Source organism: Moorella sp. E306M (assembly GCF_006538385.1).
Lineage (GTDB): Bacteria > Bacillota > DSM-521 > Neomoorellales > Neomoorellaceae > Neomoorella.
Window position 1 is genome coordinate 821,605 of sequence record NZ_BJKO01000001.1, and the last position, 19,547, is coordinate 841,151.

A 19,547-nucleotide genomic window follows, 5' to 3' on the forward strand; every position below is an offset into this window, starting at 1 on the left:
CAATCCTCCCTACGAGACTGTTGTATTAATCACGGGTACACCCTTAACTTTAGAAAAACCAGTAGGAGTAGAAGTATAGGTAACAGAGTATTCACCAAAGTAAACGGCACCACCATTATAATAAGGGTTTACCCCTCCCTGGCTACCTACAATAACAAAGTTACTGGTAGGATTAACAGTTACTATAGATAGAGTGACTGAAAAAAGTCCTGCCTCACTAAGCGTAGCTCCAGCACATTTTATAAAAGCCCTGGCATTATTCCAATACCATTGATTCCCTAAACCTGAACTAATGAGATCAGCATTCACTGTTAACGTGATGTTACGAATTATTAATAATGCAAAATGCCCAAGGTTAATAGGATATAGTATTCCTGTACCTACATTATTATTACTTGAATCATTTATCGTCCCTATTGGAATATATAGGGTATAACTAGACAACCCGTCTATTATAACCCGTTTAAATAATATGTTTAAAAGACTGTCCATCGTATAATTTGACTGCAAAACTATCCGACAAGTACCCCCTATTGGGGTGCGATTAATAGCTTCTTGGAGGGTTTTTAAAGGAGCCGAACTATCGCCATTATTAGTATCACTTCCGGTTGTTTGATTTACATAATAATCTCTACCAGTAAGTAAAATTTGATCTATGGTTTTTCCTCCCACACTATTAGCATCGCCTGTTATGCTTGCTGGTAGTTTACCGTTCCCATCTAACCGCAAAATTTTATTGGGTTGCGGTGTTGTCACAATCTCGGCCAAATGCGCAGCAAAATCCGCCTGGGCCGCCGCCCCTATATCCCCGGGGGCCAGGGCATCCGCGCCCCCGGTGGCGTGGGTATTTTTATGGGCGCTCGGCGTAAAGCTGGAAGGCTTGTCCGGGATGTCAGCCCAGGCAGGGAGTTGATCCGTCCTGCTGGTTTTCGCTAAATAATAACTCCCTGAGGCACCATGAGTTTGGATAGCCCCTCCGTGGGCATCAACTTTAGCTTGTGCACCGTTCGGTGTTTCAGCTCCTATGTCTGCTGGGGCCAGTGGATCAGCACCACCAGAGGCATGACGGCTGGCGTGTGATTCAAAATCAGCCTGAGTAACGTATATCTCCGATCCCAGAGTAGCAGATATATTGGATGCATTTCCCGTAAGGGTAATAACGTTAATATATCTTTCTACTACGTCAGGGCCTCCACCAGCAGGAATGTATTCAGCATTTGCACCAGCATTCCCGTAGCAGTAAAGTATTTCACCTTCTTGAGGATCCTGGGCGAAAACTCCAAGCTCCCGCCAATAAAAGCCCGTAGTAATGTCTGTATTAGAGAAGTAACTACGAAGTTTGGCCTTTCCTCCAGCCAGCGTTTGAAGGCCTAATATCGTCAGCTCTTTTTTTGTACTGATCAGGTCGGTTAAATCCACAATACTTTGCCCACTAAGGCTTCCGTCGCCTATTTTTATTTTGGTAAAGTTTAACTGCACACCGGTTTGAGCTTTCGCTTGCAAATTCCTTCCTTTGTTTGTAAGGATAAGGCCGCCGAAAGCACCCATTTAAACCACCTGCCTTATCTCTTGATAATCTGCAATGTGGACCGCATTACCAAAGTACATATTGAGCTCATCAGTTGCTGTAATTTCTATGGCCTCAAGAACAGATCGAGCATTCTTGACGGATTCAACAGCTCTTGTAAACCGTTGAACATCCGTGGTTGTTGCTGAAGTATTAGTGGTTAATACCTTAAAATGATACGGCTGGCCGCCGTATTCAAACCACTCCTGAATTTCCCCGTCCCCAAAAATGGCTGTAACCAGTTCTTCAACTGCCGCTGGTGTTCCCTTGCGACGGTGCCAGTCTAAAGTGCCCTTTACCAGGGAACGTTTCTGCTCCAATGGGAGATCCGGCTCGTAGAAGTCAACATGAAACTGCCAGGCCAGCTGATCGATTACCGGCTCAGGCAGCTCATCTATCCTGGCTAAAAGCAGACATTGATCCACTGCAGCTGTTACGGCTTGCAATTCACCGTCCAGGGCCTGAGCCGCGGCGCTTACTTTAGGGTCTTTAGCAATGTTTGGGGGTAGGATATCGGCCAGCCGAATATCCCTGATACTAGTCATCTTCCAGGCCCCCATAGGTGACTGTGATCGTTCCGACGATAGCTACTTGGGCAGGTGTAACCGCAGTAAAAGCGGGCGAGATGATATTTACCCGTTTTGCGCCGGCAGCCATCACCCTAGCAGTCAGTTCTGAGGGATTAATATCCCGGCCCAATTTAGACCTTTGCCAGGCCACGTAATCATCTACTGCCTTATTTACTGCTTCCTGTATGCCTGACGCTATGGCGGCATTTGCCTGGGCTATATAATAAATCAGTTCTATGTTATAGTAGACCACTTCAGGAGCTAAAACTACCACCTGGTCAGTAAGCGGCCTGATGCGCTTATCGTTGCAAACCGCAGCAACGGCGTCCAATATCTCCTGCCCGGGGATCTGGCCATTCTCTAGCAGGGGGCGGATTTCAATTTGCCCCGGTGCCGGCGAAGTAACCGAAACGTCAACAATAGACTGATGCGCCGTCCGGGCCCAATACCGGTATCCTTCCTCTGGTCCGGCGACGGAAAAGCCCTCGGGGGCCTGACGGATACGCTCACGGAAAGCATCGTCAGACTCGACGTCAGCGCCGCCCGAGCTTACGGTAATGTTCTCAACCCTTTGGATCCATGGCAGGGGGTCTACCAGCTTGTTTATCTGCCCTATCTGCCAGCCATTTCCGATTATACCCGGCGTCGTACAAGCCACCGGTATGTCGATTTGCGTGGTCCCGGCCGGCACTACTGTTGCCTGGATCGTTGCAAAAAATATCTGCCCCCCGGGTGTTACCCGGATACCGGCGGGTATAGTTACCGCCTGCGGTTGGGGAGCCGATAGAGTAAAACGGATTATAGTCTGAGCGGCTTTTTCGAGCAGCCTCTCTGTTTTGACCAGGGCCCCTATATGATCCAAATAGTCCCCAGCGGCATAAGCCAGGAGATTCTGCTTGGCGGCATAATTAATCAACACCCTTTGCTGAGAGATTATGGCTGCTATGGCTTGCAAAAAAAGGCGCACCGGATCCCCAGGGGCTAGCTTGCGCCCCGAAATACCCTCGTAGGTAGTAATGACATTAGCCTCAATTTGGCTAACATCTGTAGAAACAAACTCTATTTCAGGCAAGTTGCTCAAGCTGCTCAACCAGCCTCACCCTCACTTTCGGGCGAAGAATACCCTCCTGGGCGTCGCCTTCAAAGGTTACCTGGGTTACTCTTACCCGCGGCTCCCTCCGTTGAACCTCAGCTATTATTTCTGCCGTCAGCCTCGCCTGGGCCACCGGCAGAGGGTCATCCAGCCAGGTTGAAGTAACCCCAAATTCCCGGTTAAGTGGAACCGAATATTTAGGCGTAGTCAAGATAGTACGCACATTCTGCAGGATTTCAGCCAACGTAGATTGTGGGGCAAAGTCAATTTCACCGGGGGTAGCCAGGACCTCATATTCCATCTAAACCGTCACCTCCGGCGGCGGGGGCGGGACATATTCACTCAAGGTTAATTCTACTTCCGCAGCTAAAAGGCGCCCGCGGTTATCTATCTTAGTCCAGCTTTCATTGATAGTTTCAATGACCCATAAGCTTTCATAAGATACAGGCCGGCCATTTAGGACTAAAGGCACTGCAATTCCCTGGTCGCGCAGGAAACGCAAAACAAAAATCTCATCGGCAGGGTTTACCCCAAAGGCCACGTCGAACCGTACCGTAAAGCTTATTTGTTCATCCCCGGGACCTAAAAACTCCCTTTTGGGTTTTTGATGCATTATCTCATGCCTGGCCCAGCGACCGCTACCGGAGCGTTTAAAATTATCAAAGGTCCTTAGTTTTTCACTGGAAGTCTCAAACACCACAGGACCAAGGCTACCGATCATCAGCCTCCCTCCTTCGGCGGGCCAGTGTCGCTGGTGCCAGCCGTAACATCGCTGTGGACGTGGGTTTTTAAACTTATACCATCTGCTATAACGTCCCCCGTCACGTTAATATTGCCGGCAGCTACAATGTTTACTGGGCCGACGGCATTAATGGTCAAAGCATGTGTGCTCCGGTCATATTCAATCCTTGTCCCGTCCTCAAACTGGACTATCCTCTTATCCTGGCTGCTCGCTGGCGGCTGGTCCTCGTCGGAATAGATAGCCCCCAGGATAAACCCCTCAGCGTTGCCGGTGGGCAAAAAAATGCAGACCACATGCTCCCCCACATCAGGCAGGTAGTAATCTTTATTTCGCAGTGTCTGGCGCTGGAGGACCGGTAAATCGTAAGAAACTACACCCTGGGCCTCAAATACCACCCGGGCCGTAGCCGTTGCGGGATTCACCGATGATACTCGCCCTACACGAATTATGCTTTTATCCATCAATACCCCTCCAGCACCCGGCGCAGGTCCAGCTTAACCGTGTATCCCGGGCCGCTGTGTTCGGCTGTCTCCACAAAATATTTACCATCAAACTTACCCCAGCCCTGGAGCATTACCGTCACCCCGGCCACCAGGGCAATGTTGCCCATCATGGTCAGGCTAAACTTTACCTCTTCTTTGTTCTGCTGGCGCAAACGCTTCTTCGCTAAGCGCTCGGCCTCGGCAATGCTCGTAACCCGTTCATTGATTACCAAGGTTTTTCCCGTTGCCGGCCGGTTAGGGGGCCTGTAGGTATAAACAATACTTTCTTTCTTCGTGCCGCCCTGGTACTCAACCCGGCAGGCGGAATAGACCTCCCGGGTCGCAGAGGTAGCTTGATATGACTCTATAGATGATACGCCCCGAATGATCGTCATCACCGGAGCCATCTGTTCATATTTGCGGTCGTCGAAGATTACTATCTGCTGTCCCGTCACCTTGAGTGACAGCCCGGCGTCCTCACAGAGCTTCATCAAAAAGGCCAGATCCGATTGCTCCGTCTGATCTACCCGGTCGTATTCCGGGTCATCATCAGTATCATAAAATAACCCCAGGCCGGCTTTGCTGGCGATATCCCTGACAATAAGCGAAAGTCTCGTTTTTTCCCAGGCCCGGGTCTTATCTTCGCCGCGGAGAGAAGCGGATTCCGGTACAGAAAGGGCTTTTATCGTCACCGTTTCCGGCGGCCCGGCGCACTCTATTTCGTCAACCTCAAACGTTCCCAAAGGCAATACTTCAAATTGGCCGGCCAGGTCCCAATTCTGCACCTGGAGGGAGGCCTGCAGGGTAGCCCCTTTTTCCGGCATCCAATCGGCTTTCCATAATCCAGCCTTATCCTCCAAGTTTATTTGCAGGTCGTCGGCTTTGCCGCTGGCATGGTCGGTATAGGAGAAACCAAGGAGATATTGCGCCAGGTCCTTTGAAATGTCTTTGTTGTTGTAGGTTAAGCTAAGCTTTGCCCGGCGGGCAAACTGCATCAGCTCTCGCCTCGCTTCCAGGGCGGCAGGCTCGAAGGAATTGGAGTTGTAATCTCCGGAACGACCAGCTTAACGCCGGCAGAAAAAAAGACCGTTTTCCGGTATTGGGGATTGGCCTCAATCAGTTTAGTCATATATTTCTCGTTGCCGTAAACGCGCAGGGCAATCAAGTCCCAGGTATCGCCTTGCACCGTCACATACTCATTCATAGCTCAACCGCCTCTCCTGGCGCAGCATAGCCTGAAAACGTTCCATAAAATCGTCCCTGGAATCTTTTAACACTTGCCTGATGACGCCTGGATCACCGCCAGGCGCATGTATTACAGGAGCAAAAGTTATCTGTATAGTACTCCCGGCCGGACTAACACCTAACATCTCACCGGCCTGAGCCCATAAAGATAACGACCTGGAGGAGCCATCAAGGGGGATTGCCGCTTCGGGACCCCTTTCGGCAAACCAGGCGATATGTGGCTTGTCGTAGATACCGCCTGTGGCGTGGCCCTCAATGGCCCGAAAGCCACCAACACCTCCCGAACTTGCTACATCCCCACCACCAAATCCCAATTTTGAGCCTATCCATCTTACTACTTTGCCGACTTTTTCGTAGATCTTTTGGATAAAACTATCTAGAGCAGCTAAGGGGTCTTTCCAAAAGTTAATAAAGAATGTTTTTATCTTCTCCCAGTTCTTGACTAGTAAATATCCAGCCGTAATTAAACCCGAGACAGCAATAATCACTAGTCCTATGGGGTTAGCAGATAGGGCTGCATTCCATAGCCACTGAGCCGCCGCCCAAGCCTTTGTGGCAATGGCCCCCACTCTGCTGATTATCCCAAACTTTGTGGCCAACATATAAATAGTGGAAAATGGAGATATAAGGATACCAGCCGCATATCCCAATGCTGTAAATGCAATGCTTAATCCAAGTACTGCTGCTGTTCCGATGACTATTGCTTGGGTCAAGTTCGGATACCTTTCCGTAAATCCCTGGACTTTCTCCGCCAAATTTGCCGCCGCACCCATCAATTTATTTAAAGGAGGCAAAAGAATATTACCTATAGAAGTTCCTAAAGCCGTCGCCTGGTTCCTCAATAGTTGCAATCTGTTTTCCGAGGTCTCTGACCGGGATTCAAACTCCTTCTGCATACTGCCGGCATATTGCGTGGCATCACCGACCCGCTCAAAATTCTTTTTTAAGGCATCCAGGTTAGTTAAAAGCGGTGCAATAGCCCCGATGCTTTCTTTCCCGAACAGGTCAGAAAGGACCGCGGCTTGCCTATGCTTAGGAAGTTTCTGCAAGGCCTGAAGCACCTTCAAGATAGCTCCCTGGGCATCCTTCTGCATCATTACGGCCATATTTTTCGCATCGAGCCCCAATGCCTGGAAGGCCTCCGCCTGGCTCTTGGTCGCCGCTTCGCCTGCCGTAAGACCGAGGATCAGGTTTTTGATGCCGGTTGCCGCTATTTCTTCCTGAATACCAGCAGAAACCATGGTTGCGCCCAGGGCGGCAATCTGGGCAGCGGCGGCACCGCCAACCTCGCCCAGGGGGCCGATCCGGCGTACCACTTCGGCAATTTTAGGCGCCGAGGCCGCTGTCGTGTTGCCCAGGTAATTGATCTGGTCGGCTAGAGTGTTGACCTGCTCCTGGTTCATTTTAAAGGCCGAACGCCATTCGGCCATAGTCTGGCCGGCTTCTTCGGCGGTAATATCAAAGGCCACACCCATCTTAGCAGCTGCTTCTGCGTAGCTAAGGAGTTCGTCCCTGGCAATGCCGGCCTGCCCGCCGGCGGCGACAATCTGCGCCAGTCCATTTGCGGCCATAGGGATGCGTTTTGAAAGATTGAGGATATCCTTACCCATTGCTTTAAACTGTTGGGGTGTCTCAAAGTCTACAACCTTCCTGACGTCAGCCATGGCGGACTCAAATTGCATGGCCGCGTAGACAGGCGCCCCTATGGTAGTTGCCATCGCAGCTGCATCCAGCAGGTTGCCCCGCATCCTTACGCGGAAATCAGTGACTCTCTGTTGAAGATTAACAGCTTTAGCGAACCTTTTCTGAGCTTGTTCCGCCTTCTGTAACTGAGCAGTAAGTTTGGCATGAGCTGCAGCATATTCTTCGGTGCTGATGGCCCCTTTCTTCTGGTCCTGCTCCAGCTTCCTTATGTCTGCCCGTAGGGAAGATATATGCCGGTTCATTTCCTGCAGGCGCTCGCTGGATGTCATGAAGGCGCGCCCCAGGGAAGAGTTTATTTTCCCGGCAAGCTCAATAGCTATTTCAAATGTACGAGCCATCTTTTAGCGCGCCTCCTTCGGCCTCCGTTTCTTTATCTCGATAAGCGCCTGGATCCAGTCCATTAAATCATTTATCGGCAGAGACAGCCAGAAGGGAACCGGCGTACAGGTATCAATAGAAAGTCTTAAGCATATATCCATCAATTCAAGCCTGAACCGTCCAGGCCGGATGGATAATCGAATAAAAAATTCTGCACCGTCATGGTAACACTGGAAAAATCTTTAACAGGCAAACCTACGATTAAATCCAGTGGAACTTTAGCTGCCTTTGCAGCTAATACTGCTAAGTAAGCCTTAGAGGTTTCAGCTAAAGGAGGATTGTCTCGCAATAGAATTCTCGTTTCCTTCTCAGCCTCTATCATATCTTTGCCCGTTAAAGCTTCCAGGTCCAGGGTCAATTCCGTATACTCCTTGCCCTCAAAAGAATAGGGCCTGCTCAGAATAACCTTTTCCATGATTGTACTCTCCCTCCAAAGTGATTAAGCCCGCTGCTATTTCCCGGCAGCGGGCCTTTTAGTTATTCCAGTCCTAGGGCCTCTCTCACTTTCCTCATATAATCCACGCCGTTGATGATGCAGATATAATTGTACTTGTCGATTTCCACGATAGTTTTCCCATCGATAGAAACTTTCAAGTAAAGGACTTCAAATTCATTCGATGCATCGGCAGTAGTCCCAACGTCCAATTTACCTAATTCCGTAATTTTAGGGGTACACCTTACGGCCACTTTAAGGGCTTGTACACGGTATTCTCCCGAGCCGGCGTTATAAACCTGGGTTGCACCCCGGAAATCCAGGTTATGTGCCCGCGGTTCAGCCAGGTGGACGGTAGGCTTAACAACTGTACGCCAGTTAATGGTGCAAGTCATGCTGTTATAATGGCCCAATACCGGGCTCTCCACCTCTCCAGCGATGCCGGCGCCTTTCACCGTCTCGGTCATGGCCTCCAGGCTAGGGAGTTCCACGTCTGCTATGCCCAGGAGGTCAACCCCATCCTCATAAACACGGAAGTTAATCAGTTTTTCCGGTACCTGGTTCAAGCATCACACCTCCTTACGCGGCAAACAGCGATTTTAGATACTGCGGGTCATATTCGACGATGAAATCAATCTCCCGGGCCGGCGACGGCGGAGTCACGTAAACATGCAGCCTGATGATGCCGTCCATAAGGTCTGTAGTCGGGTTCTCATCCTGAATAAACTCCACCCGGCCACCGAGGATGAACCCCCGGGCTGCCAGGCCGTTGAGCCAGATGTTGGCCGAATCGACAACGGTATCGACCAGGCGCCGCGAAATCGGGTAATCGACCTTCTGCCAGAACATGAGGATCAGGGAGTTAGCGATCCAGTCAAACATGCGCCGCACCGGGAGGAAGGCGTCTTTAGGGTCAGTAATTGCCGGGTAAGCGCCGGTACGGTTGCCCCAGGCCTTCCAGCCACCGATGAAGTTCAGGGCCGTAATAATCCCCTGGCCGTTCAAGTAGGCGGCCTGGTCGGGGCCCAGGGTGATCTCCGTCCCGTCAGCCAGTACAGCGCCGTTGGCCTGGAGGGTCTTATTCGAGGGACTAGCATAGGGAACATCATCGTTTTCCGCATCGGTCCGGCAGATTACCCCGGCCAGCTGGGTTGACAGGTAAAATACCTCATCGCTGAGCTTCACCTTCGGCCAGCATACCGCCTGCCGCGGGGAAGTATAGGTATTGGTCTCTTTCCAATTGGGCACGTCAGTATATTTCTTAACTTCGCTTGTTGACACGTCGGTAAGGGCGATGCACTTGAAATGGCCGTTGATGTTACTGGCCTTGGCTACCATTACCGCGGCCACCGCCGGGTCATGAGACCAGCCGGGCGCCAGGACCATGCCGGGCACCAGCCGGAATAACGGAAATACCTGATTCAGCAATTCCAGGCCTTCATAGGCTCCAGTCGTTGCATCTACGCCGCCAATAATGTCACTACTGGTGACCATGCTCGGATCCAGGTGGTCATAATTGACCGTCAGGGTAGCCCCTGCGGCAATAGCACCGGTCGCCAACCGGGAGATTACTGCCCTCCCAGCATCATCGAAAGCAATCGTATAATCCGTATTAGCGACATAGGTAGTAGCACCATCCTGGCTCTTGACAACTACAGTATCCTTAAGTACTCCGTCATTGGCCAGCGTAGCCTGATCGTCCACCAGGGTAACGCTTTCTGCTGCTACGCTCTTCTTATGAGTTGCCGGATCCAGGATGTTCACCAGCACCACCGGCGCCACATTGAATAGGGCGAAGTGAGATTTAATAAACTCGCAAAGGGTATATTTCTGCCAATCATCGCTGTAACCGAACTGCTTGACGGCCTCTTCATAGGTATAGCAGAGTACCGGCTTATTTACCGGCGCCGGTTCCGTCGCCAGGTTTACCGGGGCAGTCCCAAATACCACGGGCAATCCGGCGGTGGCCTGAACCGGAGGGGTAACGGAAGTAGGGATTTCCGTAGTGTAAACACCGTGCATGTAGGGCATTAATTATGCACCACCCTTCAAGATAAACTGCAAAGCTTCGTTAAAGAAGGCATTTTCCGGGGTCCCTCTGGTTGCAATTGCCTTCTCTATCCGGGCCAGTTCAGTCACCGGGACGAATAGCCTTTTGATTGCCGGGCACTTTGCAAAAAGATCCCCCAGGTGCGCCGGCAGCCCACCCTTATAGACGGTATAGCGCTGCAGCACACCGCCAGGAATATTAGGACCACAATAAATCAGCCGCTCCGGTTCTTTTGGAGCGGCCTTTGCAATTTTACTCATAGTCAATTCCCTCCAGTGCAGGTTCCAGTACCGGGTGAGCGACCGTCCAGGTGGTAGTCATTATACCCACCCAATGAGGATAAGGCTGGTCTTCCGGTATTTCAAACTTCATAGGGTACTCTACCCGGAATTTATTGCCTATTGTCCGCCTCTTGAACAGCTCCGTCCAGATGCGCTGAATAACATTGGCCACATCCTTCCATCCTTGCTGGCTGTCCCTGGAGTATGCACCTACGATTATATGAACCGTAATCGTCGCCCCATCCTGCTCATCGGTGCCGTCGGACAACCTCACAATTACAAAAGGAAAATCCGGATCCTCTTTGGTCGGGTCCTTGGGCGGTAAATAACCGGTAATAACCTGGGGTGGCTTGCTTGTCCCCATATTAGTCTCCAGCCAGTAGTTCTGGACAATTGGCTCAATAAAATCTCGCAGTTCGTCTACCAGCAAAACTGGTGTAATCATTTACCCACACCTCTTAGTAGCCTTTCGATTTCATGCTCCAGCCGGCTTTCCAAAAGTTCCTGCGCCCGTTCTTCGACATAGGTGACAACCGATTCATGCCCCAGCATTTGCGGTATCGAGGGGCCAAAGCGCTGGATAATCGGCAACCGCGCCCGGCCGGCCCGGTGGAAAACGCCAATGTGGCCGGACTGCATCTGAGCGACAAAGGCGCCCTTGACCGGACCGCCGCCACCCCGGACCACTCTGACAATAATGGGGTTTTTCCTACGCTTTGCCGGCGGTTTAGCAGGTGTGACGCGAAACTTTGATAGGGGTACCGGTTCCCCGGTGGCGTGGATAATCGCGGCCTGGTTATCAAGGGTAGCTTTGGTGATTTTGATCTCGGACCTTACATCCTGAGCCTTAATATAGTACCGTTCCCGCACCTTTCTAACAGCATCGGCCCTGGCGCTCTCAGCCGCCCGATTTAAGGCGGAAACGACGGCCTTAGAAACGCCATTTGGGACGTTTTTCAGCAGTACTTCGGCCCGGGCAAGCTGTTCGGCGCTTATTGTAATCACGATTCATTCGCCCCTAAAACAATCTCCAGGACGCCCATCTCTTCGTTACATTCGTCCACTAAGTAAGCTTTACCATCTAGCAGAATTTCCTGACCGAAAACCGGACGCATCGGCAGGTCGTCAGCCCTAACATAAACCGCAATTTCACTCCTATAAACACCGTCATATTGCTCCGTTTTATCGTTGCTCCGGGTCTTGAGGATATTGCTGTCTATTACGGCGGGAATTTTAAGCCCGTTGATATCATGGACATCGGCAAACTCCCCTAGGTTAAGGAAAATGCCGATGTCCTGCTGGATCGTATCTTTGAAGGTCATTTTTTCTTCTTACCGCCCTGGACTAAGGGATGGTCGGTTGCCGGCCCTTCTTCCTCCGGTGCAACAGGATTTTCGGTTGGACCGGCATCGGGAGCAGAGGCTTCCTCTACTCGAACCGCAACCGGGTATTCGCAAAACCCTTCTGCGACGAGTTTTTGTTCCACCTTGGGGTCCAGTCCTTTAATAGTTTCGCCGGGGAAATAAGTCTTTTCCCCGGCGCGAACACGAAAGGCTTTTACAATGACAGCCATGCTATCACCCCTTACAGGACCTTGGCGACAAACCAGTCGTCTACATCTTCCGGTTTGGGAACAGGGCGGCTGCTCAGCCGCAGCATACGCTGTTCGTTTTGATTATCTGCCCAGCTCTTAGGCACCCGGGCACCCTCAATGGTCACAAACTGGTCGCCTTCTAATTGAGTAATTGCACCATATAGAAACTCGCCCATGCCAGGCCGGGCTAGGAGGACATGATCGGTCGGCACCATGGGATACTCATTGCCATCGTCATCCAGGAACCAATCGTTATAGGTGTAGAGGTCAAGGCCCAATTCAGGCAGCCGGCCGATATAAGTTACAGCATCGCTCTGGATAACAGGATTGATCTGGCCGAGATACAGGTTGCGAAGGTCCATCTTCTTCTGGATGTCGGCGTCGTTCAGGAAAGCATCACAGGCTTCCTGGCCAAGGACGCAGATCGTAGGAGCCCGCCCGGACTTTTGGATGACTTCCAGGCGCCAGCGTTTTAGGTCGGCATAAATAGTGGCCCCGGACTCATTCCAGAGAGAACCCGTAGTGAGGACCTCTTTATTGGTGAAACCATAATCCAGTACTTGCTCAATATAAGACTGATTGTTCCTGTCGATGAAGCCCTTCATAACGATTTTCCCGTTGAAAAGCAGTTCCCGGCACATCCATTCTTCCCGGCGAGTAATCATCTCGTCCAATTCGGCCAGGTCGCGGCCTAAAAGCTCTGCCTGCCGATCGGCCGGGGTACGCTGGCTGAAAATGTTTTCGCCCATACCACGGATAACAAGGTCATCCACGGTCAGGGCACGCTGGGGGGCAATCTTAGGTGCCGTGTACTTATCAGTGCGGTAACCCTGCCGGTCCATTGTGATACCGCCTACCCGTGGGGCGACAAAGGGCGCCATCTTGCGCTTGCCCTTTTTATAGTCGAGCATTACTTCTTCGGTGACAAAAGTCAGGCTACCGGGAAAGAATGTGGAACGGAAAAATGTATGGACAGGCATTAACCTTTCAACGGCAGCGATAAGGGTCTGGGTGCGGTAAATATTGATGTTCAATTGCCTTACCTCCCTGTCAATTAGTACGGGATATTATCCTTGAGGAAAATCCCAAGCTCGCGCAGCCGGGTTTCATGGTTGGCAGCGGTGTCCGTACCGCCGAAGATCAGGGCCTTACGGTTGAACAAACCGGAACTGTAAGCAGTGGCAACGACATTGGTAGTAGCCCCAGCATCGCCGGTATCCACATCATCCGTTAGGATGCAGTCTGCCGACTGGCTGCCGTCGGTATTGGCGCTGTTAACCGGGACGGCCAATCCCGAGGCAGCGATGATGCCCAGGACGGTCCCGCGTTTGAGGATGCCCTGGCCGGCTTTAAGCGTTACAGACTTGATTTCCAAAGGGATGCTGGTCCCGGCGATTAAATTATCATAGGTGACGGAATCTGCCTGTTTGGTATAGAGATCCATTATTTCTTAACCTCCTTGGCACGTTTTTGGTTGGCTGCGGCAACAATCTTATCAATAAGGCTTTTTTCATCTTCGCCCCCAATTGGGCCTTCCGAAATTGCGGCAATGACCTTATCTGCACCGGAAGCCTTAATTTCATGGTCCCGGTCAATCAGGTACTTCCTCCCTTTGGCGGCATCTGCTTTCAGAGCCTCATACGCCAATTCCTGGGCCGTCATGGGTTCTTCGTACTTAGCCTTAGCTACCAGTACCGGGTCAATGGTGGCGGCAATTTCATCAATGGACTTAATGCGCTCCCGTTCACTGGCCTTGGCCTCAGTTACAAGCTGGTTACAAAGTTCGGGATACTGCTGTTTGAGTTCGTCAACGGTCTTGATTTCCAAGGTGTCATCACCCTCCTTAATAATTTCTTTTGACGCTTGTTTATTTGCTGCCAGGATAACCGGTTTAACACTTGCGGCAACGGTAATCCCCTTACCCAAAGAGGGCCTGGTCTGATAACGGCTTAGATCATGAAGCACCGAATTGACCACGAGGTAGCGCCCATCGTTTGTCGCCGAAGCATCAACACTTTCCTCGAAAAGGATCTCATCCACAAAACCCTCTGCCTTGGCCTCTTCTGCAGTCATCCATGTCTCGCGGTCCATCATTTTGGAAAGTTCCTTGCGGTCACGCTTGGTCTTGGCTACATAAGCATTTATAATGCTTTCCTTGACCGTATCCAGGACCTCGGACATTTTTTCAAGTTCCTCTGCTGAATAATAGCCAAAAAGGACTAAAAGAGGGTTATGGATCATCAATAAAGCGTTAGCCGGAGCTTTAATTATATCGCCTGCCATAGCCACAACGGTGGCTGCACTTAAAGCAGCCCCGTCTATCTTGACAGTAACATTAGCCGGGTGGTCCTTTAACATAGTGTAAATGGCGTTTGCCGCAAAGACGTCGCCGCCGGCAGAGTTAATCCGCACGGTAAGATTGCTGATATTACCGAGCGCCTTCAGGTCCTCGGCAAATTGCTTTGGGGTAACCTCATCCCCCAACCAGCTGGTCTCGGAGATGGGACCATAAAGCAAAAGTTCCGGTTCATCCCCGCCAATGTTTTTAAACCGCCAGAACTTATTCAAGCGGTTCACCTCCTGTTTCTATAATCCCGGCCTGCTGCATTTGGGTAGTCTCGCGGGCTAACTGCTTAATATTGCGGTCAAAATCGCCGCCGGTAATTTCAATGGTCTCGCGCTCCCGGGTAGATAGTCCCAGCTTGATGCGCTCGCCGGCCGCCTGGACTTCTTTCAGAGGATCAACCTGACCCGGGGCCGGCCCGTTCCATTCTGCGCTTGACCAGGCCCGCCGGATAGCCGGGTCGGAGAAAAAGCCTGGGGCCCGGATCCGGCCGATTGCCACGGCCTCCGCCAGCCACTCCTCATATACCGGCTGGCAGAAATCCTTGGCTATCCAGCTCCGCCGAGTACGGAACATCTTCCAGGCCTCCAGGAGGGCCGCACGGCTGGCGCTGTAACTCGACTGGAAGGATTTCTGTAAAAGCTCCTGGGGGATTTCTAGAGCAGCGCCGATATGGCGGCACAAGGCGTTGACAAAGGCATCGAAAGAACTGTTTGGCCTCTTAGGGTCGGCAACTTCAATATCCTCGCCCGGGTTTAATACGTTAATTGCCCCAACCCCCAGCTCATAAACAGTCTGATCGTCGGCGGCAATCTTCTGGTCATCAGGGATCATACTTCCCAAAGGCATGTCGCTCGATGGCCCTTGAGACTTAATAAATACGGTAAACATGCCGGCGATGACGGCAGCCATCAGCTCGGCTTCGGTATAACGGGTCAGTTGCTTCAGCGACTCTATGACCGGGGCCAGGTAAGGCACGCCGCGCCGCTGTTCGGCCCGTTCCGCATCCATCAGGTGCAGGACATTAGGCCGGCCAGTCTCGCTACCATAGGCCTCCACTCGCACCCACTCTTTACGTTTTGCGGCGTCCAATCCCGTTGTAATGGGGTAAGAATTACATATCCAGTAAGCGACGACCATCCCCTTATCGTCGATTTCAACGCCCGAGATAATTTGATTACCGTTCTCGGGATTTACCCCCTCAATGCTACCCAGGAGAACATTGGCCCAGGGTGTAGATACCCTGTCCGCCTCGATTAAATGCAGGCGGAGGGTATACGGCATCCAGGCTGTCGGCTGGTTTCTTTTAAAAAGAACAAAGGCATCGCCGTTCATCAGGCAGCCTAAAAAGGCAATACCCTGCAGGTCGTAGAAATCCGATATCCGCAACGCGTCACAATATTTACTTTCAGCCCACAGCGCAAATTCCCGCTCCACCTGGCGCTCCCAGGCGTCGGCCTGCTCTTCGGTAAGTCCCAGATATTCCGCATCAATACGCGCCTTCAGGCGCAGGCCAGGGCCAATAACGTTCGTCTTGGGCGTCTTCAGCGCGGCAGCACCCAGGGGAGTATTCATGAACAGGTCTCTGGACCGGGCTCGCAAGGTATTTAGATTAAGGTCAATATCGTCTTTAGGACTACCGGCCGCGGCCGTCCAGCCGCGCATGCTCTTCTTCTTGGTGGAAGCCCCGCCCTCGCTGTACCCGGCGGCAAGGATTTGGAGCATTTTACGCGCAGCAATACGCCGGACAGCAGCCTGGGGAGAAAAATAAGCTATAGTCCTATCTATCAGGTTCATCCCTCACCCCCTCCTCACAGGTCCCGGGGAACAACTCCAATGGTGCGGTTCCTGCCGCCGCCCGCCAATTTAGCCTGCTCGTTAGCAATTTCTTGCTCCAAATAACGGATCATATTGCCTATTTCACGGAGATTGGCTCTGGTAAGCCTTCTGGAGCCGATCATGTATTCCTGGGCGCCCGATAAAATAGCCGCCTCGCAGTTTAAATACTGTTGCAGGCGGCTCTGTAGCGTTTCAAGCCGGGTAGACAATAAAAATCACCCCGTTTTCGCCTATATTTCAATGCCTTTATATACTAATCCGGCCTTCTTTTTGGTGATTTTGGGTCCATTTTCGACGCTTTTTCCTGTAATTTCTAGTTGTTTTTTGAGTACTTCTAAAGGTGGATTGAGTATTTCAAAGGCCGCAGTAGCGTAATTCCGGATATCAAAAGGTTCGTTTCTGGCTCCAGAAGTCCGCTTTTCCCAGTGAATAACCGCTTTGCCTTTTGAGTACCGGACAACCCGGTGTTCGGCTGTCAGCCCCTCAAAATACGCCTGATCATAGCCTTTCTCGGGTTCGGCGGGGAAATGGCAGTATCCTGGTCCTTCAAATTGTACTTTTAGCCGGGATGAAACCATGTCTTTTCCTACATCCACGCCCACCCCGAAGAGCCAGACGCCGGCATCGTTACGCCTTTTGGGCCGCTGAATATAGGGCACCCCACTCCCGCCCTGGCCTTTTATCGCCCATACGCGCTGGAACTCGCGTTCCTTGCAAAATTCATAGACTTTCTTGGTATGGTGACCGCCTGAGTCAATGCAGGTTGTCATTATCTGCAGTATTTGGCCGTCTTTACGGATATAAGTCTTGTTTAATACGGCATCGAGCATTTCCCAGACATGCTCTTGACCGGGATCGCCCATAATGACCCCGTACTGGATACCCCAGCTTTCACGTTCCAGTCCCCAGCCGACTATTTCATATTCCAAGCGGTTATCCTGCACGTCCACGCCGCAGGTAAGGACCAGAACACCATTAGGTACCTCACAGTCATACCGCTCGCGGCGCTTAATTAAATCCTCAGCTTCAATCCCTTCCCCTTCTTCTTCCCAGGTTTCACCCAAGGTAGTATTGACCCAGGCTTTTAGCATTTCAATGTTGCCCTTCTTTTTTTCGTTGTAAGCTTCCTTGAATTCTTCGATAATCTTCTCCCACCGCTTCCATGGAGAAGCAAGCTCGTTCAGGTGGAAACCGCGTGTCTTTGCAGTAGGTTCCTTAGCTACCCATTTGCCCTGGCCGCCCTTCCATTCAAATTCCCCATGCCGGGCGCCGCAGTACAGGCACTCATGTGTGACGTCCTCAAACCGGATCTGTGCCCAGGTCAGAGGCTGGTACCGGCCGCAGCTGGGACACGGTAAGCACCATTCTTCTTGAGTAGAATTTAAAAAAGCCGCTTCTATGCGGCTTACACCTTTGATGGTAGGGGTGGATACGAATACTTTTTTCCGGTTCCAGAACGTCGTTGTACGCTTTTCGGCTAAAGTTAGGGGATCACCTTCAGTTCCGGCGCTGGCCGGGAAACGGTCCACCTCGTCGGCCAGGAGAATCCGGATGGGCCGGCTGGCAAGACTGGAAGGAGAGTTGGCCCCTACTAAGGTAATATGGCCACCAGGGAACTTCTTGTGTAACAGGGTATTGTTGCTGTCGCGGCTGCGAACATCCTTTACTTTCCCCCGTAGCGTGGGAGTATCCCTTATCATTGGAGCTAGCCTGTCTTTTGAAAACGCTTCGGCTAGCTTTTCCGTCGGCATGACCAACATGATTGGCGCTGGATCGTAGTCTATGTGGTAACCGATAATATTCAAAAGTATTTCTGTCTTGCCAACCTGAGAGCTGGTCATAACTACAACCGTTTCTACGGCCGGATCATTAACTGCATCCATTATTTCACGCTGGTATGGGGCCCGGTCTGTCCGCCATTGTCCAGGTTCTGCGGATGATTCTGGAGACAGCCGGCGGTAAAGGTCAGCCCATTGCGAAACCGTTAATTCCGGTGGCGGCGCTACAACCCGGGCAATCTCTTTAAATAGACCCAGAGTGTCATTTTTTGGCTTTCTGACGGCCACGCCGCGGCGTCTCCTTCGCTGGAGGCTCTTCTTTGTTATCTACTTCATCCTCGATTGCCAGTTTGTCTTTACTCCGGGCGTAGAACACCTCCGGGTCATAGTCTGATAGTTCCATTAGGGCCTCGTAAACTTCTTTTTTGATTATATCCTGGATAACCGCCAAGTCTGTTTGGCCCTGTAGACGCGGCGCCGCTTTAGTCGGTATGGCCAGGCACCGGGCCCTGAAAGCCCCCAGCATATCATTCATGACGCGCCGGACGTCCTCTGACCGGTGCAGCTCGCCGCGCATGATCTGCAGCTCCAGTTCTACTTTCTGGCGGTTGGCCCGGGTGAGAAGGGTCTTCTCTTTTTTGAGGTCTAGCTCTTCATCGGATTCGGTACTGCTGGCCTTTATCCAGGCTATGTATTGTTTCACAGATGCCGCCAGGTCAAATTTCCCGCGGGATAATTTACTAATAATCCCCGCCTGCTCAAGTTGGCGGATACGCCGGTCGGTCAAGCCAAGTATTTCCGCTAATTCAGATGTACTGTATATCCTTTTTCCTCCTTCACCCATGACTGCACCACCTTAATTTTTAATAGCGTAAACGGAAGCGGAAGCGTAATTTTTTTCGCTGTCGCTAGAAAATTTTCGGGGCTCGCGAGACCCGTGACCGCCGCTCCCTCCAGAAGGACCCGTGCTAAAAAGGCAAAAAAGAAAAGAGCTCGGCGGCTCTTTCTTTGCTCTAAGTAAGCGATGCAAACATATATTCTGTAATAGTATCATACACCTTAAAAAGGAGCTCTTCCATACGTTTATCTTTCATAAATTGTAGCTCTACTTTGTAACCCCCAGCTAAATTAAGTTTTATTTCGGCATCTAAATCAAAAGTACCAGCCGTTTCAATTGAGTACGTGACAATTGATTTATAAGGAATTGTGCAGTACTCAATCTTTTTCCCTGTAATTCCTTGCTTATCAGCAATTAAAATTCTCTTGTCGGTGAAAATCGCAACATCCCGGATAGTTTTTACCGCAAAAAGTGGCTTTTCTTGAGTGATTAACATTTTATTCAGGTGTTCTGGAATAGGTACTTCTTGGTAAAAACAATATTTAGTTGATAACGCATCAGCCATAAAATATGTCCCCCTTTTGCCTTTTTATCTACCATTATTCGGCAA

The 19,547-nt window shown here is 51.1% G+C and carries 25 protein-coding genes; all 25 read right to left on the bottom strand.

What is annotated here, in order from left to right:
* Positions 1-9: 9 nt before the first annotated feature.
* Positions 10-1,548, bottom strand: coding sequence for a hypothetical protein (locus FLZ89_RS04305; protein ID WP_141304485.1), 1,539 nt, complete (start codon positions 1,546-1,548; stop codon positions 10-12).
* Positions 1,549-2,112, bottom strand: a complete 564-nt coding sequence (locus FLZ89_RS04310) for a phage tail protein I (RefSeq protein ID WP_141304486.1) — start codon at positions 2,110-2,112, stop codon at positions 1,549-1,551.
* Complete coding sequence (locus FLZ89_RS04315; RefSeq protein ID WP_216363839.1) at positions 2,105-3,217, bottom strand: baseplate assembly protein; 1,113 nt, start codon at positions 3,215-3,217, stop codon at positions 2,105-2,107. Before FLZ89_RS04315 ends, FLZ89_RS04310 begins: the two co-directional genes overlap by 8 nt.
* On the bottom strand, positions 3,201-3,530 hold the full coding sequence (locus FLZ89_RS04320; protein ID WP_141304488.1) for a GPW/gp25 family protein: 330 nt from the start codon (positions 3,528-3,530) through the stop codon (positions 3,201-3,203). Before FLZ89_RS04320 ends, FLZ89_RS04315 begins: the two co-directional genes overlap by 17 nt.
* The gene (locus FLZ89_RS04325; RefSeq protein ID WP_141304489.1) at positions 3,531-3,950 is read right to left on the bottom strand and encodes a phage tail protein; all 420 of its coding nucleotides are present in this window, start codon (positions 3,948-3,950) and stop codon (positions 3,531-3,533) included.
* Positions 3,950-4,432 carry a phage baseplate assembly protein V gene (locus FLZ89_RS04330; RefSeq protein ID WP_141304490.1) on the bottom strand — a complete coding sequence of 161 codons (483 nt, stop codon included), beginning with the start codon at positions 4,430-4,432 and terminating at the stop codon, positions 3,950-3,952. Before FLZ89_RS04330 ends, FLZ89_RS04325 begins: the two co-directional genes overlap by 1 nt.
* On the bottom strand, positions 4,432-5,448 hold the full coding sequence (locus tag FLZ89_RS04335) for a phage late control D family protein (RefSeq protein WP_141304491.1): 1,017 nt from the start codon (positions 5,446-5,448) through the stop codon (positions 4,432-4,434). The genes FLZ89_RS04330 and FLZ89_RS04335 overlap by 1 nt, the downstream gene beginning before the upstream one ends.
* On the bottom strand, positions 5,448-5,657 hold the full coding sequence (locus FLZ89_RS04340) for a tail protein X (protein ID WP_141304492.1): 210 nt from the start codon (positions 5,655-5,657) through the stop codon (positions 5,448-5,450). Before FLZ89_RS04340 ends, FLZ89_RS04335 begins: the two co-directional genes overlap by 1 nt.
* A complete protein-coding gene (locus tag FLZ89_RS04345; protein ID WP_141305283.1) occupies positions 5,650-7,446 on the bottom strand; it encodes a phage tail tape measure protein in 1,797 nt (598 codons plus the stop codon). The genes FLZ89_RS04340 and FLZ89_RS04345 overlap by 8 nt, the downstream gene beginning before the upstream one ends.
* Positions 7,447-7,880: 434 nt before the next feature.
* Positions 7,881-8,195, bottom strand: coding sequence for a phage tail assembly protein (locus FLZ89_RS04350; protein WP_141304493.1), 315 nt, complete (start codon positions 8,193-8,195; stop codon positions 7,881-7,883).
* A 62-nt stretch (positions 8,196-8,257) separates the two neighbouring features.
* A complete protein-coding gene (locus tag FLZ89_RS04355; RefSeq protein ID WP_141304494.1) occupies positions 8,258-8,779 on the bottom strand; it encodes a phage major tail tube protein in 522 nt (173 codons plus the stop codon).
* Between the two features lie 13 nt (positions 8,780-8,792).
* Positions 8,793-10,244, bottom strand: coding sequence for a phage tail sheath family protein (locus FLZ89_RS04360; RefSeq protein WP_141304495.1), 1,452 nt, complete (start codon positions 10,242-10,244; stop codon positions 8,793-8,795).
* 3 nt (positions 10,245-10,247) lie between these two features.
* Positions 10,248-10,523, bottom strand: coding sequence for a hypothetical protein (locus FLZ89_RS04365; protein ID WP_141304496.1), 276 nt, complete (start codon positions 10,521-10,523; stop codon positions 10,248-10,250).
* Positions 10,516-10,989, bottom strand: a complete 474-nt coding sequence (locus FLZ89_RS04370; protein WP_141304497.1) for a hypothetical protein — start codon at positions 10,987-10,989, stop codon at positions 10,516-10,518. The genes FLZ89_RS04365 and FLZ89_RS04370 overlap by 8 nt, the downstream gene beginning before the upstream one ends.
* On the bottom strand, positions 10,986-11,549 hold the full coding sequence (locus FLZ89_RS04375; RefSeq protein WP_172613443.1) for a phage tail protein: 564 nt from the start codon (positions 11,547-11,549) through the stop codon (positions 10,986-10,988). The genes FLZ89_RS04370 and FLZ89_RS04375 overlap by 4 nt, the downstream gene beginning before the upstream one ends.
* On the bottom strand, positions 11,546-11,866 hold the full coding sequence (locus FLZ89_RS04380) for a hypothetical protein (RefSeq protein WP_141304499.1): 321 nt from the start codon (positions 11,864-11,866) through the stop codon (positions 11,546-11,548). Before FLZ89_RS04380 ends, FLZ89_RS04375 begins: the two co-directional genes overlap by 4 nt.
* Entirely contained in the window at positions 11,863-12,117 is a 255-nt protein-coding gene (locus FLZ89_RS04385; protein WP_141304500.1) for a hypothetical protein, read from the bottom strand. Before FLZ89_RS04385 ends, FLZ89_RS04380 begins: the two co-directional genes overlap by 4 nt.
* 11 nt (positions 12,118-12,128) lie before the next feature.
* The gene (locus FLZ89_RS04390; protein ID WP_141304501.1) at positions 12,129-13,172 is read right to left on the bottom strand and encodes a major capsid protein; all 1,044 of its coding nucleotides are present in this window, start codon (positions 13,170-13,172) and stop codon (positions 12,129-12,131) included.
* Between the two features lie 20 nt (positions 13,173-13,192).
* Positions 13,193-13,582 (bottom strand): head decoration protein, encoded by a 390-nt coding sequence (locus FLZ89_RS04395; RefSeq protein WP_141304502.1) that lies wholly within the window; start codon positions 13,580-13,582, stop codon positions 13,193-13,195.
* Complete coding sequence (locus FLZ89_RS04400) at positions 13,582-14,706, bottom strand: head maturation protease, ClpP-related (protein WP_172613444.1); 1,125 nt, start codon at positions 14,704-14,706, stop codon at positions 13,582-13,584. The genes FLZ89_RS04395 and FLZ89_RS04400 overlap by 1 nt, the downstream gene beginning before the upstream one ends.
* The gene (locus tag FLZ89_RS04405; RefSeq protein ID WP_141304504.1) at positions 14,699-16,279 is read right to left on the bottom strand and encodes a phage portal protein; all 1,581 of its coding nucleotides are present in this window, start codon (positions 16,277-16,279) and stop codon (positions 14,699-14,701) included. Before FLZ89_RS04405 ends, FLZ89_RS04400 begins: the two co-directional genes overlap by 8 nt.
* 14 nt (positions 16,280-16,293) lie before the next feature.
* On the bottom strand, positions 16,294-16,530 hold the full coding sequence (locus FLZ89_RS04410; protein WP_141304505.1) for a DUF6148 family protein: 237 nt from the start codon (positions 16,528-16,530) through the stop codon (positions 16,294-16,296).
* Positions 16,531-16,551: 21 nt separating this feature from the next.
* The gene (locus tag FLZ89_RS04415; RefSeq protein ID WP_141304506.1) at positions 16,552-18,387 is read right to left on the bottom strand and encodes a phage terminase large subunit family protein; all 1,836 of its coding nucleotides are present in this window, start codon (positions 18,385-18,387) and stop codon (positions 16,552-16,554) included.
* Complete coding sequence (locus FLZ89_RS04420; protein WP_141304507.1) at positions 18,362-18,943, bottom strand: hypothetical protein; 582 nt, start codon at positions 18,941-18,943, stop codon at positions 18,362-18,364. The genes FLZ89_RS04415 and FLZ89_RS04420 overlap by 26 nt, the downstream gene beginning before the upstream one ends.
* A 169-nt stretch (positions 18,944-19,112) precedes the next feature.
* A complete protein-coding gene (locus FLZ89_RS04425) occupies positions 19,113-19,502 on the bottom strand; it encodes a PH domain-containing protein (protein ID WP_141304508.1) in 390 nt (129 codons plus the stop codon).
* Positions 19,503-19,547: the final 45 nt, after the last annotated feature.

What these genes read in the sequence shown, in the direction of transcription:
- FLZ89_RS04305 (WP_141304485.1), bottom strand. Translation starts at nt 1,548, where the DNA reads ATGGGTGCTTTCGGCGGCCTTATCCTTACAAACAAAGGAAGGAATTTG.
- FLZ89_RS04310 (WP_141304486.1), bottom strand. Translation starts at nt 2,112, where the DNA reads ATGACTAGTATCAGGGATATTCGGCTGGCCGATATCCTACCCCCAAAC.
- FLZ89_RS04320 (WP_141304488.1), bottom strand. Translation starts at nt 3,530, where the DNA reads ATGGAATATGAGGTCCTGGCTACCCCCGGTGAAATTGACTTTGCCCCA.
- FLZ89_RS04325 (WP_141304489.1), bottom strand. Translation starts at nt 3,950, where the DNA reads ATGATCGGTAGCCTTGGTCCTGTGGTGTTTGAGACTTCCAGTGAAAAA.
- FLZ89_RS04330 (WP_141304490.1), bottom strand. Translation starts at nt 4,432, where the DNA reads ATGGATAAAAGCATAATTCGTGTAGGGCGAGTATCATCGGTGAATCCC.
- FLZ89_RS04335 (WP_141304491.1), bottom strand. Translation starts at nt 5,448, where the DNA reads ATGCAGTTTGCCCGCCGGGCAAAGCTTAGCTTAACCTACAACAACAAA.
- FLZ89_RS04340 (WP_141304492.1), bottom strand. Translation starts at nt 5,657, where the DNA reads ATGAATGAGTATGTGACGGTGCAAGGCGATACCTGGGACTTGATTGCC.
- FLZ89_RS04345 (WP_141305283.1), bottom strand. Translation starts at nt 7,446, where the DNA reads ATGCGGGGCAACCTGCTGGATGCAGCTGCGATGGCAACTACCATAGGG.
- FLZ89_RS04350 (WP_141304493.1), bottom strand. Translation starts at nt 8,195, where the DNA reads ATGGAAAAGGTTATTCTGAGCAGGCCCTATTCTTTTGAGGGCAAGGAG.
- FLZ89_RS04360 (WP_141304495.1), bottom strand. Translation starts at nt 10,244, where the DNA reads ATGCCCTACATGCACGGTGTTTACACTACGGAAATCCCTACTTCCGTT.
- FLZ89_RS04365 (WP_141304496.1), bottom strand. Translation starts at nt 10,523, where the DNA reads ATGAGTAAAATTGCAAAGGCCGCTCCAAAAGAACCGGAGCGGCTGATT.
- FLZ89_RS04370 (WP_141304497.1), bottom strand. Translation starts at nt 10,989, where the DNA reads ATGATTACACCAGTTTTGCTGGTAGACGAACTGCGAGATTTTATTGAG.
- FLZ89_RS04380 (WP_141304499.1), bottom strand. Translation starts at nt 11,866, where the DNA reads ATGACCTTCAAAGATACGATCCAGCAGGACATCGGCATTTTCCTTAAC.
- FLZ89_RS04385 (WP_141304500.1), bottom strand. Translation starts at nt 12,117, where the DNA reads ATGGCTGTCATTGTAAAAGCCTTTCGTGTTCGCGCCGGGGAAAAGACT.
- FLZ89_RS04395 (WP_141304502.1), bottom strand. Translation starts at nt 13,582, where the DNA reads ATGGATCTCTATACCAAACAGGCAGATTCCGTCACCTATGATAATTTA.
- FLZ89_RS04405 (WP_141304504.1), bottom strand. Translation starts at nt 16,279, where the DNA reads ATGAACCTGATAGATAGGACTATAGCTTATTTTTCTCCCCAGGCTGCT.
- FLZ89_RS04420 (WP_141304507.1), bottom strand. Translation starts at nt 18,943, where the DNA reads ATGGGTGAAGGAGGAAAAAGGATATACAGTACATCTGAATTAGCGGAA.
- FLZ89_RS04425 (WP_141304508.1), bottom strand. Translation starts at nt 19,502, where the DNA reads ATGGCTGATGCGTTATCAACTAAATATTGTTTTTACCAAGAAGTACCT.